The organism is Caulobacter sp. Root1472, from assembly GCF_001426985.1.
GTDB lineage: Bacteria > Pseudomonadota > Alphaproteobacteria > Caulobacterales > Caulobacteraceae > Caulobacter > Caulobacter rhizosphaerae.
In genome coordinates this window covers 754,340-770,124 of sequence record NZ_LMFX01000001.1, presented here as the reverse complement: position 1 = coordinate 770,124, position 15,785 = coordinate 754,340, and the positions used below count along the sequence as shown (strand labels likewise).

Here is a 15,785-nt window from a genome sequence, read left to right as displayed (position 1 = left end):
TTCGCCGGCGTGACCATCGCCGGCTCGGCCAACGGCGACGTGCTGGACTTCTCGACCACGACCCTGAGCGGGATCGGCAAGATCGACGGCGGCGCGGGCAACGACACCATCACCGGCACGGCGGCGGCCGACATCCTSCTSGGYTCGGGCGGCGACGACACGCTGGTCGGCGGGCAGGGGAACGACAGCTTCCAGTTCACCGGCGCGGCCAACGGGGCCGACATCATCGATGGCGGCGATGGGACCGACACCCTCGTCGCCCTGGCRGCCAGCACGGTGATCGGCCTGGCCAGCTTCACCAACATCGAGGCGATYTCCTCGGGCGGCTTCGCCGGCGTGTCGATCGCCGGCTCGGTCAACGCCGACAATCTGGACTTCTCGGCGGTGACCCTGACCGGCGTCACCAAGATCGACGGCGGGGCGGGCAACGACACCATCACGGGCACGGCGGCGGCCGATGTCATCCTGGGTTCGGGCGGTGACGACGTGCTGAACGGCGGCGACGGCGCCGACAGCTTCCAGTACACCGGCGCGGCCAACGGCTTCGACACGATCGTCGGCGGCAATGGAACCGACACCCTCAAGGCCCTGGCGGCCAGCACGGTGATCGGCCTGACCAGCTTCACCGGCTTCGAGGCCATCGACGCCACCGGCTTCGCCGGCGTCTCGGTGGTGCTGGGCGGCGGCGATGACCTGATCGACCTGACGGTGGTGACCGCCACCAACCTCGCCGCGATCAGCGGCGGGGCNCCGGCTTCGCCGGCGTCTCGGTGGTGCTGGGCGGCGGCGATGACCTGATCGACCTGACGGTGGTGACCGCCACCAACCTCGCCGCGATCAGCGGCGGGGCSGGGGCSGACACCTTCGTCGGCTCGTCGGCCAACGACACCTTCAACGGCGACGACGGCGACGACGCCTTCCTGGCCAGCGCCGGCGCGGACGCCTATGCCGGCGGCCTGGGCAATGACAGCCTCAAGGCCACGGCCAACAACCAGATCATCAGCCTGCGCTCGATCGCCGGCGTCGAGACCATCACCGCCAACGGCTTCACCGGCGTCACCCTCGCCGGAACCACCGCGGCGGAGACCTTCAACTTCGCCGGCCTCACCTTGAGCGGCATCGACAGCATCGACGGCGGGGCGGGCAATGACGTGATCACCGGCACGGCCGGCGCGGAGGTCATCATCGGCGGCGTCGGCGATGACACCCTGGCGGGCGGCGACGGCGATGACGTCTTCCGTTTCGGCGGCGCGGGCCTGGGCACCGATACGATCAACGGCGGGCTGGGCTATGACAGCCTCGTGGCGACGGCCAATGGCACGGTGATCGGCGTCGGGGTCCTGAGCGGGATCGAGGCGATCTCGGCCGGTGGTTTCACCGGCGTCAGCCTGGCAGGTTCGACGGTCGCTGATCTGTGGGACTTCTCGGGCGTCGCCTTGAGCGGGATCGGCCTCATTGATGGCGGAGCGGGCAACGACAACATCACGGGCACCGCCGATGCGGACCTTCTGCAGGGTTCGGCCGGCGATGACATCCTGAACGGCGGAGCGGGCGACGATACGTTCTTCTACACCGCCGCGGCGAATGGCCTGGACACCGTGTCGGGCGGCCTGGGTTACGACACGCTGAAGGCGACGGCGGCGGGGGCGGTGATCGGCTTGGCCTTGTTCTCCGGCCTGGAGTCGATCACCGCCAACGGTTTCGCCGGGGTCAGCATCACCGGAACCAGCGTGGCCGACACCCTGGACTTTTCGGGGACTACCCTGACCGGCATCACCAAGATCGATGGCGGGACCGGCAACGACACCATCACCGGTTCGGCCGGGGATGACGTCATCTATGGCGGCTTCGGACTGGACACCATCTACGCCGGCGGCGGCAACGACACGATCGGCGTGGTCGCCATCGAGGCCGGGCAGAACGCGGACTTCCTGGTCGACGGCGGCGCGGGCTTCGACACCGTCGTCGCCGTGCAGACGGGCGGCATCTACATGCTGGGTTTCACCGGGATCGAGGCGTTCTCGAACAACGGTTTCGCCAACGTCTACATCTGCGGCTGGACCAACGGGGCCGAAAACTTCGACTTCTCGAACGCGACCCTGACCGGCATCAGCTACATCACCGGCCAGGGCGGCAACGACACGATCATCGGCTCGGCCGGCGCCGACAAGATCATGCTCAGCCTGGGCCAGGACGTCCTGACCGGCGGCGGCGGGGCCGATATCTTCTTCATGGAGACGGCCACCGACAGCACGGTGGGCGCCGCTCACGACGTGATCACCGACTTCCTTGTCGGAACCGATCATGTCGACCTGACGACACTGGACGCCAGGACCAATGTCTCGGGCAACCAGGCCTTCACCTTCATTGGCAACGCGGCGTTCTCGAACCTCTCGGGCGAGCTCCGCGCGGACTATTCCGATCCGCTTCATACGATGGTCTACGGTGACGTCAACGGAGACGGCGTCGCCGATTTCGCGATCGAACTGGCGGGTTCCGCCTCGCTGTCGAGCGGCGACTTTTTCCTCTAGTTGAACCGCCGACAGCGCGAGCGTCGTGCTCCCATCGAGCACGACGCCCAGGCGTGGCCGGAGGGGCAGAGCGCTCGGCGTCTCTCTGGCCGTCCAGAGCCCGTCGTTGTCCCAAGGTCCGCTCGGGGTGATCGCGCGCGCCATGGGTCGCCGACGTCCTTAAGGCCAAAGTGGGCCGAAGAACGTGCAGAAGTTCACCGCCCCCGAGGCCTCGGCCTTCGTCTGTGCCCATGATCTGTACAGACTTTGCGGGAGCGGGCGAGACTTGGGCGCCATGTGTGGGGGCAAGATGCATGGCGCGTCAGGTTGGATCCTTCACCAGCCGCTAACGAGCCCGCCGTGCAGACGCCCCGAACGCTACACCGCACGCTCGGGCCGCTGGAAATCCTGTTCCTGGTCTTTTCCGCCCTGTCGCCGGCGATGTCGGTGTTCATCTATGGGGACGGCGTGCTGCGCATGGCCGGCACGGGGGCGGTGGCGGCCGTCATGGCCGGCGGATTGATCGCGGCGGTGGCGGCGTATCTCTACGCCGAGCTGGGCGCCGCGTTCCCCCAGGCCGGCGGTGTCTATCCGAGCCTGGTCGGCGTATTGGGACCCTTATGGGCCTTTCCGTACATCACGATGATGATGGTGGCGGCGCCCACCGTGATGGCCTTTGGCCTGCTGGGCTTCGCCGACTATGTGCGCGTTTTGGTTCCTGGCCTGCCGCAGCTTCCGGTGGCGCTGGGCTGCCTTGTTCTGGCCTGCGGTGTGGCGGTGCTGCGCGTGCGTCTCGGCGCCATCGTCACCGGCCTGTTCCTGCTGATGGAGGTTGCGGCGCTGGTCGTTCTGACCGCGATCGCCCTGGCCCACCCATCCCGGTCTCTGCTGAGCGCCCTGGCGCATCCAGTCTGGCTGGACCACGCGGTGGCCAAGCCGCTGCCGATCGCGACGCTGGGCCTTGCCGTGGTCTCCGCCATCTTCACCTGCTCCGGCGCCCACTGGGCGCTCTATTTCGGCGAGGAGCTCACCGACGCCCCGCGCCGGATCGGGCCGCTGGTCACATGGATCGGCGGACTGGCCGCCCTCGTGATCGCCGTACCTCTGATACTGGTGGTGTTGAGCGCTCCCGACCTTGCGCGGATCCTCGGCTCCGACACCCCGGTGGTCTCCTATATGAACCTGGTGGCCGGGCCGAAGCTCACGGCGGCGATCAGCGGCGTGCTGGTGATCGCCATTTTCAACGCCCTTGTCGTCGGCATCATGGGTTTTGGCCGGCTCTATTACTCCACCGGTCGCGACGGCGTCTGGCCTCGACCGATCAGCCGGCTGCTGGCCCAGGTTCAAGCCGGTTCGCATGCGCCGATGGTGGCGACCCTCGCCGTCTGCCTGGCCTCGGCCGCTCTCATGCTGCTCGGGCAGAGGACGCTTTTGATCTTCACCGCCATGCAGAACATTCCAGAATATGTGCTGCTGGCGATCGCCGTTCTGATTGGTCGACGGACCGGCCGAAGCGGCGGTCCGTTCAAGGCGCCGCTGCATCCCCTCGTACCGTTGGTCACCCTGGTCGCGGCCGGTGGCATGATCTATTCGGCCTTGATGGACCGAGCGGCCGGTCGGCCGGCCCTGCTGCTGGTCGTCGCCCTGTTCGTCGGCAGTTGGGCCTATTTCCGCTTTCGCGCCAAACACGCGTCCGCCTGGACGCCCGCGACGGCCGATGCGGTGGAGCCTTGACCCTACCCGCAGCTCAATCGGGCGCGGCGGGCAAGGCGAGGCCGCTCCTGGCCAGCAACTGCTCAAGCGGTCCGGACACCCCAGCGACCTGCACCGCGTCGGGCCGCGGGCGACCGGACGCGCCTGCGGCTTCCGCGCAGCGGGCGAGCTTTTCGATGGCGGCGCGATGAGCGTCCAGCACGGGGACTTCGCTCGCGGCGGCGATGGCGGCGAGGTTTGGGATCAGCCCCGCCCCGCCCATCAGCACCCGGCGGGCGCCGGTCTCCCGCGCCCGTGTCGCCAGGAAGGCGGCGATCCGCGTCGGGTCGTCCGTCAGGTGATCGATGGTTTCGACGCCGGCGAGATGGCCCGCGATCCCCAGCTTCTGCGCCAGTTCCAGGATGACCTCGCGCCAGACGCGGCCTCGGGTGGCGGCGATGAAGGGGCGGGGCAGCGCTGCGGCGGCGTGCAGTCCCGCTTCGGCGAAGCCCACCACGGGCATGTCGCAGACCTCCGCAAGGGCGTCGAACCCCGGATCGCCAAAGCAGGCCAGCAGGATCGCGTCGGGCCGGTCGCCCTCCGCGAGCGCCTTGGCCACGGCGTCCAGGACGGCATGTCCCGCCACCGCAATGCCCGCGCGCGAGGCGACATAATCAAAGCCGAACCCCGCGGTCGCGGTTCGCAGCACGAAGCGGTCTTTGAGTTGCAAGCGGACGCGCGCTTCGATCATCCCGGTGATCCTCGCCGAGGTATTGGGGTTGACGATCAGCAGTCGGCGGCGGGATTCCATCGCCGATTGACGTCAGCCCGGGCGGGAGGGCGCAATCGTCTCGGTCGGGTCTGGCCGCGCCATCAAGCCGGGCGCCGCGGAATTTGGCGCCGACCCCGCCGACTTGGTGTGCGTCCGATCGGCCTGGGGCGCAGGAAGCGCCTTTCATGACCACGGCCGCGTCCGAGTTCGACGTCATCTACGATCGCAGCGCCTACGGATCCGCCAAATGGGCCAATCGGTGGGACGAGTACGCCCCGGCGGTCGAGGGCGAAGGAATCCTGTCGCTATGGACCGCCGACATGGACTTTCGCGCTCCGCAGCCGGTGATCGACCGGCTGGTCGATGCAGCGCAGCACGGCGTTTACGGCTACACCCTGCGCGACCCCGCCCACTTCGAGATCGTGCGAGCCTGGTTCTCCGAGCGTCATGGCTGGACGCCCGAGGTGGAAACCCTGCTGCCCGGTCCCGGCGTCATGCCCTGCGTCGCGGCGATCCTTCGCACGTTCACCCAGCCCGGCGACGGCGTGATCGTGCAGACGCCGGTCTATTCCCCCTATTTTGAAGTCGTCAGCGGCAACGGGCGGCGTCTGCTGGTCAACCAACTCAGACTCGAGGGCGGTCGCTACCATCTCGACCTTGAGAACTTCGAAGCTTTGGCGAGATCCGGCGCGAAGGCGTTCATCCTGTGCAATCCACACAATCCGTCCGGCCACGCCTGGACGTTCGACGAGCTGACGGCGCTCAACGCCGTCTGCGAGCGATATGGTCTCATCGTCATTTCAGACGAGATCCACTGCGATATCCGGCTGAGCGCGGCGCCGCACGTCGTGTTCGCCTCGATCAGCGAGAGCGCGCGCCAGCGGTCGTTCATTTGCCTGGCCCCGACCAAGACCTTCAACCTGGCCGGCCTGCAGTGCGCGGCGGTTTCGGCAGCCAACCCCGCGTGGCGGGCGCGGCTGTTCGACACCCTGCGCTTCTCGTTCATGACCAACCCGAACTACTTCTCCAGGCTGGGTCTGGAGGTCGCCTATCGGGAAGGCGGTCCCTGGTTGGACGCGCTCACGTACTATCTGCGCGGCAACCTTGATCTCGTGACCCGCTTCGCGGGGGCGTCCTTGCCAGGACTGCATCCCATGCGGCCGGACGCCTCGTTCCTGGTCTGGATCGACGCTCGGCCGGTTGACGACCGGGTCGGCGATGTGAAGGCGTTCTTTCTCGAACAGGCGAAGGTCAACCTGTACAGTGGTCGCGTCTACGGGCCTGGCGGCGAGGGCTTCATCCGTCTCAACATCGGCTGTCCACGGCCCTTGCTGCGGGACGCCTTGAATCGCATGGCCGAAGCGCTGGGGAAGGCATGAGCCGCTCGCCGGCGGCAAGGTCACAGGAACCGCAGCGGCCCGGAGTCGCGGCGGATCTGGGCGTCATGTTTCTGGACCACGTCTCGAGTCCGCTCCTTGCGCATTTCCGCCATGCGCCAGCGAAATGGAGGCCGCCGCCGTCAGCGTAGGATGGATAGGAACTCGTTGAACGTCCGGGCCACCGTGGTCACGGCCGGCGCGAAATCTTCGGAAGCCTCATGGTCCCACAAGCCGATCGTCGGGTGTTCGGATCCCTCACGGTAGTCCAGTACGATGAAGTCGCCGGCGAGCACCGCGGCGATCGGGACGAGATTGATGTTCTCGCCGTCCTCATCGTCGGTCAGGCGCGAGTCGAGTTGTGAGGCTACGACTTCCAAGTCCAGCCACCCAAGAGGGTGGCCCTCGACATCCTGGATGATCGGCAGGAAGCGCTCGACCGCCCGTTCCAGACCCGCGACATCGAAGCGGCTTTCAAGCGGAACGGCGCCGTTATGGGTAGTGACGAACCGCTTGTAGTCGTCAGGAAGCGGGATCTCGAAATAGTCCTCGAGCATCTCGACCCGGCCCGGCGGCGGGGGCGGAATGATAGAAGCTGGATCGAATGGCATGCGCCTTCTCCGTACGCATCTGGTGAGACCGCGCGGGCTCAATCCGGTTAGCAGATGTCGTCAAGTTCAGGGCAGGGTGGTTATCAGACCTTCCTGACCGCGAGGTCGCCTTCTGTCGAGCATCCGTATAGGTGTGATTATCCGCCCCTCCTCGACCGAGGGTATGCGCGATTGTCGAGATGTTCGTTGCGAAGCCGCAGTGCTTCATACCAAGACGACGCGTGGATTTCGAAAGCCTTCCGGGCGTTGGGTGTCAGGCGAGCGCGCAACTGGTCGCGCCACGCCCCGTAGGCGGCGCGAACGTCCAATTTCTGGACTTACGGCAACGGCGGCTGGCGCTCGGATCAACAGGGAAGGGGAGAGCGGGCCTAAGGCTATCTGTATTTCGAAGTTGTGCTGTTCGACCTACCGCCGATCTTTGCCGCGGCCATGGGCATGGCCAGCGCGAAGGCGAGGTTCCGACCGGGGGGCGCCGGGTGAGGGGCATGACCAATTGTTTGTCTCATTCTCGCGTGATGTCCGGCGTTAAGAGATCCGATGGGGCGCTTTTAGCGCCGTGCAGGGACAATGCTCATGGCCACGTTCGTGATGATCCCTGGCGGCTGGCAGGGCGGCTGGGTCTACGACCAGGTTGGTAAGATCCTGGCGGCCAACGGGCACAGAGCCTTGCAGATCACGCTCTCGGGCCTTGGCGACGCGCCGGCCCCGGCGGCCAACCTGGACACGCACATCGGCGATGTCGTCGACGCCATTAAATCGCAGGGCGATGGCTTGGTTGTTGTCGGGCAATCCTACGGCGGAATGGTCGTGAGCGGCGTGGCCGACGCCGCGCCATCGCAAATCGGAGCATTGGTCTATGTCGATGCTTACGTGCCTGACTCAGGCGATTCCGCCTGGTCTCTGACGAGCCCTCATTTTCGAGAGGTCTTTGCCGAAGGCGCAAGGTTGGACGGGCTGAACTGCGCGCCCCCGCCCGGTCTTGATCCCCGGGCCCGTCCCCACCCGATCGGGACGTTCTTGCAGTCCATTCGCCTCACTGGACGTTGGCGCGAGGCGCCCCGCAAGATCTACGTCGGCGCGTTCGGCTGGGAGGGAAGTCCGTTCCTGGATCTCCACGCGCGCCTGAGCCGCGATCCGGAATGGTCCACCTATTCCCTGGACTGCCCCCACAACGTCGCGCGGTTTCAGCCTGAGGCGCTGGCTGAGATCCTCCTGGCCCAGGTCTGACGCGAGCATCGAACCGGCGCTTGGAGGCCTGCTGGAGAATGCTCGTCGAGCACTGAACGTCCGGAGCCTGGCGCGGACCCAAGGGCGCTAATTGGCGCGCAGCCGACCTACTTGATCGTTGTCTCGATGACGCGCACGCCGCGCGCTTCGCATTTGGCCGCCAGGTCCGGGCTGTCCAGGCGGTCGGTGACGAAGACGTGGACGTCGCCGATATGCCCGATCCGCACCGGCGCCGGACGGCCCAGCTTTTGGCTGTCGGCGACCAGGATCACCCGCCTCGAGCTTTGGATGATGGTCTGCGACACCTGCACCTCGTTGATGTCGAAGTCGAGCAGCGACCCGTCTTCGTCCATCGCCGAGGCGCCGATGATGGCGAAATCGACCTTGAAGTTGCGAATGAAGTCGACCGCGAAGGCCCCGACGGATGCGCGATCGGCGCTGCGCACCCGCCCTCCGACCACGATCACCTCGATGCCGGGCGAAGACGCCAGGATATCGACGACATTAAGGTTGTTGGTGATCACCAGAAGGCCGGTCCGCCCCTGCAGGGCCCGGGCGACCTCTTCGGTGGTCGTGCCGATGTTGATGAACAGCGAGGCCTTTTCGGGGATCAGGGCCGCCGCCGCGGCGCCGATGGCCTCCTTGGCTTCTCGCGCCAGAATTCGCCGCGCCTCGTATTCCAGATTGTCGACGCCGCCCGCGGCGATCACCGCGCCGCCGTGCACGCGGGCGAGCAGTCCTTGGTCGCAAAGGTCGTTGAGGTCCTTGCGGATGGTCTGGCGCGAGACCTGAAGTTGATCGGACAAGGCTTCGACCGTCACCCGTCCGCTTTTGCGGGCGAGCGCCAGGATCGCCTCGTGACGCTGCTCGATAGCCATCAACGCACCTCCAAGTCCGGCTTAGCGCGTCGGCGTCGCTGTTGGCCAGAGCGCCGTGCCAGGCGCCTTCGTATTCACGCGCGATTTTTGAAAATAACTTTCGCTTTTCAATTGCGAATTTGCGATTAACGAATGAATACGCCAGCGGCTGATTCTAGGCGGGGGAGCAGCAGGGATGGAGTTCGACCTTCTGGTGGTCGGCGGCGGCGTGAACGGCGCGGGCGTGGCCCGGGACGCCGCCGGGCGCGGACTGTCGGTCCTGCTGGTCGAGCAGAACGATCTGGCGAGCGCGACCTCGTCGGCCAGCACCAAGCTGGTGCATGGCGGCCTGCGCTATCTGGAATATTACGAATTCAGGCTGGTTCGCGAAGCGCTCGAGGAGCGCGAGACGTTGCTGGCCATGGCTCCCCACATCATCTGGCCGCTGCGCTTCGTCCTGCCGCACGCCCACGCCACGCGTCCCGCCTGGATGGTCCGACTGGGGCTGTTTCTGTACGACCATATCGGTGGACGCCGCCGCTTGCCGGGGTCGCGCGGGCTCAGCCTGAAGGGCGCGCCGGAGGGGGCGGCGCTACGTCCGGACTACCGCAAGGCCTTTGCCTATTCGGACTGCTGGGTGGACGACGCGCGTCTGGTGACGCTGAACGCCCTGGACGCGCGCGAGCGCGGCGCGGTGATCGAAACCCGCACCAAGCTGGTCTCCGCCCGTCGCGTGGGCGCGACCTGGGAAGCCCGCCTGCAACCCGCGGACGGCCCCGAGCGCCAGGTCCGCGCCCGCGCGATCGTCAACGCCGCCGGCCCCTGGGTTTCCGAGGTCTTAGGCGGCGCGCTGAACGTGGAGACGGGCAGTGGAACGCGCTTGATCAAGGGCAGCCACATCGTGGTCCCGCGCCTGTTCGAGGGCGAGCACGCCTACATGCTGCAGAACCCCGATCGCCGGATCGTGTTCGCCATCCCCTACGAGGGCCGCTTCACCCTTGTGGGCACCACCGACGTGGCCTGGGACGCGCCCCCCGGGCCGGCGCGGATCAGCCCGGAGGAGATCGATTATCTCCGCCAGAGCATCAACCGTTACTTCGTGCCCCAGACCACCGCCGAAGACGTGGTGTGGAGCTATGCGGGCGTTCGTCCGCTGTTCGACGACAACGCCGACAGCGCCTCTGCGGTGACCCGCGACTACGTGCTGGAGGTCGACGCGCCGGAAGGGCAGGCGCCGGTGCTGTCGGTGTTCGGCGGCAAGATCACCACCTATCGCCGTCTGGCCGACCAGGCGATGGACCGCCTGGCCGAATTCTTCCCGCGGGCCCGGCCGTCCTGGACGCGCGGCGCCGTGCTGCCCGGCGGTGACCTGCCTGACTTCGACCGCGCCGCTCTCGCCCGCGCGCTCCGCGCCGAGTTTCCGTTCCTTCCCGACGATCTCGCCGCGCGCCTGGCGCGGTCCTACGGGACGCGCACGCGGCGGATCCTGGCCGACGCGAAGAGCTTGACCGACCTGGGCGAGGACCTCGGCGCGGGGCTCCATGCCGCCGAGGTCGACTATCTGGTCGCCGAGGAATGGGCGCGCACGGCCGAGGACATCCTGTATCGCCGCAGCAAGCTGGGCCTGCACCTGCCGCCCGAGGCGGTCGGTCGCCTGGAAGCCTATCTGAAGCAGAAAGCCCCGCCGTTGCCGGTCAGGGCGATGAAAGCATGACCGGCGCCCGCTACATCCTGGCTATCGACCAGGGCACGACCAGCACCCGCAGCATCGTCTTCGACGACCAGGGCGGCGTCGCCGGCCTCGACCAGCGCGAATTCGCCCAGAGCTATCCGGAGTTGGGTTGGGTCGAACATGACCCCGAGACCATCTGGCGGGACGTCGTGGACACCGCGCGCGCCGCCCTCGTCAGCGCGGACGTTGCGGTCGATGCGGTCGCCGCCATCGGCATCGCCAATCAGCGCGAGACCGTCGTGGTCTGGGAGCGACGAACCGGACGCGCGATCCATCCGGCGATCGTCTGGCAGGACCGGCGGACGACCGATCGATGCGAGGCGCTGCGGCAGGCCGGCCACGAGCCCCTGGTCCAGGCGCGGACCGGCCTTCGCCTGGATCCCTACTTCTCGGCCAGCAAGCTGGCCTGGATTCTCGACCACGTCCCTGGCGCGCGCGAGGCCGCCCAGCGCGGAGAGCTGGCTTTCGGCACCATCGACAGCTTCCTGCTCTGGCGGCTGACCGGCGGTCGCGTGCATGCGACCGACGCGACCAACGCTTCGCGAACCCTCCTGTTCGACATCCACCGCCAGGCCTGGGACGAGGACCTGCTGCGGCTGTTCGACATCCCCGCCGCGCTGCTGCCGGAGGTGCGCGACAATTGCGCCGACTTTGGCGAGACGCAGGCCGATCTGTTCGGCGCCCCGATCCCCATCCGGGGCATGGCCGGCGACCAGCAGGCGGCGCTGATCGGCCAGGCCTGTTTCGACGAGGGCATGATCAAGGCCACCTACGGGACCGGCTGCTTCATTCTGATGAACACGGGCTCGCGGCCGGTGACTTCGCATGCGCGCCTCCTGACCACGGTCGCCTACCGCCTCGACGGGCGGCCCACCTACGCCCTCGAAGGCTCGATCTTCGTGGCCGGCGCGGCGATCAAGTGGTTGCGCGACCAGCTGGGGCTGATCGTGCGGGCGTCCGACACATCGAGCCTGGCGACCAGCGTCCCCGACGGGCACGGCGTCTACATGGTTCCCGCCTTTGTCGGCCTGGGCGCGCCCTATTGGGATCCGCAGGCGAGGGGGCTGATCCACGGCCTGACGCTGGACACCTCGGCCGCCCACATCGCTAGGGCCGCCCTGGAGTCGGTGGCGTTCCAGACTCACGACCTGATCGCGGCGATGTTCGCCGACGGGGCCGCGCGGCCCAGCGCCTTGCGCGTGGACGGCGGCATGGCCGCCAACGAATGGCTGTGCGCCTTCCTGTCGAGCGTCATCGACGCACCCGTCGAGCGGCCGGTCAATATCGAGACCACCGCCTTGGGCGCGGCCTTTCTTGCCGGTCTGGGGGCAGGCGTCTGGTCCAGCCTGGACGCGATCGCCGGGGGCTGGCGCCTGGATCGAGGCTTCGATCCGGAGATGGCGCCGCGTGAGCGCGAGCAATGCCTGGAAGGCTGGCGCGACGCTGTCGCCCGGACCCTCTATCGGCCAGAACGCCGCGCCGAAACGTCCGGACGATGACGCCAACAGGTTTCGTCTCCCCGAACTGTTCTGCCACTTCTCGCATATTGGCTTGACCAATATAGAAAATTGGCCTAGCCAAGGTTCAACAATTCTAAAAACAACAACAACTTTGGGAGGGTGTTCATGCGTAAGTTGATCCTGCTGGCGAGCGCGGCCGCCGGCGTACTGGCGACGCCGCATCTGGCGGCGGCCCAGGACAAGACCGAGAGCACCGGCCTGGCCGAGATCGTCGTCACGGCGACCAAGCGTTCGGCCAATCTGCAGAGCGTCCCCGTGGCCGTGACGGCCGTCACCGCCGAGACGATCGAGAACCAGCGGATCAACGAATTCGGCGACCTCACGCGCGCGGCCGCGTCGCTGACCCTGACCCAGAGCACGGCCTCGCCGAACAACGCCATCATCCTGCGCGGGATCGGCACCTACGCCTTCTCGATCGGGGTGGAGCCCTCGGTGGCGGTGATCATCGACGACGTGCCGGTGGTCCAGCAGGCCCAGGCCTTCGACAACCTGTCCGACGTCGAGCGCATTGAGGTCCTGCGCGGTCCGCAAGGCACGCTGTTCGGCAAGAACGCCAGCGCCGGCGCGATCAACATCGTCACCCGCGATCCGTCAGTCGCTTTCAGCGGCCACGCCTCTGCGACCGCCACGACGGACCGCGGCTACAAGGCCGACGGCGCCATTTCGGGCCCGATCTCGGACACCACCGGCTATCGCCTCGGCGTCTACTACAACCAGTGGGACGGCAATGTCCGCAACCTGCACAACGGCCACCGCCTGAACGACAACACCTCGTACGGCGTGCACGGCAAGCTGCGGTCCGAGCTGACCGACAAGCTGGTGCTGTCGCTGAGCGGCTCGTACGCCAAGTCCAAGTCCGACGGCACGGCCGCCACGCTGCGCTACATCGACCTGAACTACCGGCCGGCCGGCGCGACCACGCCGGTGATCCCGCGCTACAACGGCGTCTCGATCCTGCCGGCCCTGGCCGACATCCAGCCCGGCGCCGACAACCGCCGCACGCGGGTCGACAACGACGGCTTCACCGAAAACAAGCAGGCCAGCTTCAGCGGCAAGCTGGCCTACGACCTCGGCTTCGCCAGCCTGATCTCCGTCACCTCGTACCAGGACTGGAAGTACGACTTCTCGGCCGACGTCGACGGAACCGACCTGGCGGTCAACGGCGCGGCGCCGAACGTCACCAACCCGATCGCGCCGGGCCTGGGCGTCAGCAATTCGGGCCCGTACCATTCCAAGTCGTTCACCCAGGAAGTCCGCCTGACGTCGAAGGGCGAGGGCCCGCTGTCCTACGTGGCCGGCGCCTTCTTCGCGGACGCCAAGACCAACCGCTCGTTCCAGCGCGGCCCGGCCCTGATCCTGGCCAATTGGTACGGCGAGCAGAGCACGCGCAGCATCGCCGCCTTCGCCGGCCTGGACTACAAGTTCCCGACCAAGACCACGCTCAGCGGCGCGGTGCGCGTCAACAACGAGCGGATCGAGGACTTCTTCGTCAACCGCCTGCCGACCGCCACGGTGTACGTGTCGCCGACCAGCATCGGCACCTGCGGCGCCGGCAGCCAGCAGTGCGCCGGCCGCAACGAGGACACCGTCGCCACCTGGAAGCTGTCGGTGAACCAGGAGATCGCGCCGCGTGTCTCGGTCTACGCCAGCGCGGCCACGGGCTATAAGGGCTACGCCTACGACATCTCGTCGGGCTACACGCCGCTGCGCACCCAGAATCCAGTGCGGTCCGAGACGTCGACGTCCTACGAAACCGGCCTGAAGAGCCGCTTCTTCGACAATCGGCTGCAGTTGAACATCGCGGCCTTCTACACCGACTACGACAACTTCCAGGCCCAGTCGTCGCAATACATCAACGGCGCCCTGCAGCAGAAGCTGAACAATGTCGGCAAGCTGCGCACCAAGGGCCTGGAGGTCGAAGCCCAGGCCATGCCCGTCGAGTGGCTGCGCCTGGACGCCTCGGCCGCCTATACAGACGCCCAGGTGCTCTCGTTCCCGAACGCCGCCTGCTATCCCGGCCAGGCGCAGACCGGCACGGGCTGCGCCCCCTCGACCAATCCGACGGGCCTGGGCAACGTCCAGGACCGTTCCAACACCCAGCTGCCCAACAGCCCGAAGTTCAAGATCAACCTCGGGGCCATGGTCACGCGCGACCTGGGCAACGACATGAAGGGCATGTTCGGCTTGAACTATCAGCACCAGAGCAAGGTCAATTTCGACCTGCTGGGCAATCCGCTGGCCGAGCAGAAGGCCTATGGCCTGCTCAACGGTTCGGCCGCCATCGAGCGCGGCAACGTCAAGGCCACCATCTTCGTCAACAACCTGCTCAACGAGCACTTCGTGTCGGGGATCGGCGACGGCTTCGGTTCGTACGGCGTCCACCTGGTCACGCAGGTGCTGTCGCGCGACAGCGATCGCTATTTCGGCCTGAAGGTGGACACCAAGTTCTAGGCTCGCCCTCCCCGGACGAACCCTGTGATGGGGAGCGGGCCTGGCCTGCTCCCCCTTTTTTCGATCCGTGCAGCGACACGAAGGGATCTCGCCATGCGTAACGCACCTTCCCGTCATCTGGTCGGCCTTCTCGCCGGCCTGGCGGTCGGTCTGACCGGCCTGAGCGCCCAGGCCGCTCCCGGCGACTGGGTCAAGGGCGTGACGGCCGCGCCGACGCCCAAGGAGCCCCCCGCCATCGCTCTGCCCGTGGCGACCGAGCAGGCCAATCCCGCGCCCGAGGCCTGGGCCCGGCAGGACGCCAGCCAGCGCCTCGTCTACAACGTCTCGCGGCCGAGCCTGACCCTGATGCCGGGCGGTCCGGCCGCCGACAAGGCCGCGCCGGCGGTGATCCTGGTCCCCGGCGGCGGCTTCCAGTTCCTGGCCATGGACAACGAAGGCTACGACGTGGCCAAGCGGTTGGCGCCCCTGGGCGTGCGGGTCCTGATCCTGAAGTACCGCACAACGCCGCTTCCGGGCGGTTTCGACGGCTTCAAGGCCGCGCTCGCCGCCACCTTCCAGCGCAGCGAGGGCGGCGAGGAACGGGCCCGCCAGGCGCCCTACGCCGTCGCCGACGCCCAAGCGGCCGTGCGCGCTGTGCGCGCCCACGCGCGCGAGTGGGGCGTCGATCCCCAGCGAGTGGGAATCCTCGGCTTTTCCGCCGGCGCGATGACGGTGCTGGGCGCCCTGCAGGCCAACGCGCCCGATGCACGGCCCGACTTCGCGGGCATGATCTATGGCCCGACCCAGTCGAGCGTGGTCCCGCCCAACGCGCCGCCGCTGTTCGCCGCCCTGGCCGCCGATGATCGCTTCTTCCGGTCGCAGGATCTGAGCCTGATCCAGAATTGGCGGGCGTCCGGCGCCTCGGTGGAGTTCCACCTGTACAGCGCGGGCGGCCATGGCTTCGCCTCGCAGCCGCACGGCACGACCAGCGACGCCTGGTTCGATCAGTACGCCCTGTGGCTGAAGGCGATGAAGCTGACGCCCTGATCCGCTCCAGA

11 protein-coding genes and 1 pseudogene are annotated in these 15,785 nt (G+C 67.5%); 9 read left to right on the top strand and 3 right to left on the bottom strand.

Annotated elements, in window-relative coordinates; all coding sequences use genetic code 11:
- Positions 1-9: 9 nt before the first annotated feature.
- From ASD47_RS28070 to ASD47_RS03185, 3 genes and pseudogenes are all read left to right on the top strand, one after another.
- Positions 10-749 (top strand): annotated as a pseudogene (locus ASD47_RS28070) (calcium-binding protein); the annotation flags it as partial.
- Positions 750-770: 21 nt separating this feature from the next.
- Positions 771-2,531, top strand: a complete 1,761-nt coding sequence (locus tag ASD47_RS28065) for a calcium-binding protein (protein ID WP_056751461.1) — start codon at positions 771-773, stop codon at positions 2,529-2,531.
- A 339-nt stretch (positions 2,532-2,870) separates the two neighbouring features.
- Complete coding sequence (locus tag ASD47_RS03185) at positions 2,871-4,244, top strand: APC family permease (protein ID WP_056751458.1); 1,374 nt, start codon at positions 2,871-2,873, stop codon at positions 4,242-4,244.
- A 13-nt stretch (positions 4,245-4,257) separates the two neighbouring features.
- On the opposite strand, the gene ASD47_RS03180 is transcribed toward ASD47_RS03185, so the two are convergent.
- Positions 4,258-5,013, bottom strand: a complete 756-nt coding sequence (locus tag ASD47_RS03180) for an aspartate/glutamate racemase family protein (protein WP_056751455.1) — start codon at positions 5,011-5,013, stop codon at positions 4,258-4,260.
- A gap of 146 nt (positions 5,014-5,159) precedes the next feature.
- On the opposite strand from ASD47_RS03180, the gene ASD47_RS03175 reads away from it, so the two are divergent.
- On the top strand, positions 5,160-6,353 hold the full coding sequence (locus ASD47_RS03175) for a MalY/PatB family protein (RefSeq protein WP_056751452.1): 1,194 nt from the start codon (positions 5,160-5,162) through the stop codon (positions 6,351-6,353).
- 140 nt (positions 6,354-6,493) lie between these two features.
- On the opposite strand, the gene ASD47_RS03170 is transcribed toward ASD47_RS03175, so the two are convergent.
- Positions 6,494-6,907, bottom strand: coding sequence for an SMI1/KNR4 family protein (locus ASD47_RS03170; protein WP_162251609.1), 414 nt, complete (start codon positions 6,905-6,907; stop codon positions 6,494-6,496).
- Between the two features lie 627 nt (positions 6,908-7,534).
- On the opposite strand from ASD47_RS03170, the gene ASD47_RS03165 reads away from it, so the two are divergent.
- The gene (locus tag ASD47_RS03165; RefSeq protein ID WP_056751598.1) at positions 7,535-8,188 is read left to right on the top strand and encodes an alpha/beta fold hydrolase; all 654 of its coding nucleotides are present in this window, start codon (positions 7,535-7,537) and stop codon (positions 8,186-8,188) included.
- A gap of 107 nt (positions 8,189-8,295) precedes the next feature.
- Here ASD47_RS03165 and ASD47_RS03160 read toward each other — a convergent pair whose 3' ends face one another.
- On the bottom strand, positions 8,296-9,066 hold the full coding sequence (locus ASD47_RS03160; protein ID WP_056751445.1) for a DeoR/GlpR family DNA-binding transcription regulator: 771 nt from the start codon (positions 9,064-9,066) through the stop codon (positions 8,296-8,298).
- A gap of 175 nt (positions 9,067-9,241) precedes the next feature.
- On the opposite strand from ASD47_RS03160, the gene ASD47_RS03155 reads away from it, so the two are divergent.
- From ASD47_RS03155 to ASD47_RS03140, 4 genes are all read left to right on the top strand, one after another.
- On the top strand, positions 9,242-10,759 hold the full coding sequence (locus ASD47_RS03155; RefSeq protein ID WP_056751442.1) for a glycerol-3-phosphate dehydrogenase: 1,518 nt from the start codon (positions 9,242-9,244) through the stop codon (positions 10,757-10,759).
- Positions 10,756-12,276 carry a glycerol kinase GlpK gene (gene glpK, locus ASD47_RS03150; RefSeq protein ID WP_056751439.1) on the top strand — a complete coding sequence of 507 codons (1,521 nt, stop codon included), beginning with the start codon at positions 10,756-10,758 and terminating at the stop codon, positions 12,274-12,276. The genes ASD47_RS03155 and glpK overlap by 4 nt, the downstream gene beginning before the upstream one ends.
- Positions 12,277-12,402: 126 nt before the next feature.
- On the top strand, positions 12,403-14,748 hold the full coding sequence (locus ASD47_RS03145; protein WP_056751436.1) for a TonB-dependent receptor: 2,346 nt from the start codon (positions 12,403-12,405) through the stop codon (positions 14,746-14,748).
- 93 nt (positions 14,749-14,841) lie between these two features.
- Entirely contained in the window at positions 14,842-15,774 is a 933-nt protein-coding gene (locus ASD47_RS03140) for an alpha/beta hydrolase (RefSeq protein ID WP_056751433.1), read from the top strand.
- The last annotated feature ends 11 nt before the right edge of the window (positions 15,775-15,785 follow it).

What these genes read in the sequence shown, in the direction of transcription:
- ASD47_RS03145 (WP_056751436.1), top strand. Translation starts at nt 12,403, where the DNA reads ATGCGTAAGTTGATCCTGCTGGCGAGCGCGGCCGCCGGCGTACTGGCG.
- ASD47_RS03160 (WP_056751445.1), bottom strand. Translation starts at nt 9,066, where the DNA reads ATGGCTATCGAGCAGCGTCACGAGGCGATCCTGGCGCTCGCCCGCAAA.
- ASD47_RS03140 (WP_056751433.1), top strand. Translation starts at nt 14,842, where the DNA reads ATGCGTAACGCACCTTCCCGTCATCTGGTCGGCCTTCTCGCCGGCCTG.
- ASD47_RS03175 (WP_056751452.1), top strand. Translation starts at nt 5,160, where the DNA reads ATGACCACGGCCGCGTCCGAGTTCGACGTCATCTACGATCGCAGCGCC.
- glpK (WP_056751439.1), top strand. Translation starts at nt 10,756, where the DNA reads ATGACCGGCGCCCGCTACATCCTGGCTATCGACCAGGGCACGACCAGC.
- ASD47_RS03155 (WP_056751442.1), top strand. Translation starts at nt 9,242, where the DNA reads ATGGAGTTCGACCTTCTGGTGGTCGGCGGCGGCGTGAACGGCGCGGGC.
- ASD47_RS03180 (WP_056751455.1), bottom strand. Translation starts at nt 5,013, where the DNA reads ATGGAATCCCGCCGCCGACTGCTGATCGTCAACCCCAATACCTCGGCG.
- ASD47_RS03170 (WP_162251609.1), bottom strand. Translation starts at nt 6,907, where the DNA reads ATGCTCGAGGACTATTTCGAGATCCCGCTTCCTGACGACTACAAGCGG.
- ASD47_RS03165 (WP_056751598.1), top strand. Translation starts at nt 7,535, where the DNA reads ATGGCCACGTTCGTGATGATCCCTGGCGGCTGGCAGGGCGGCTGGGTC.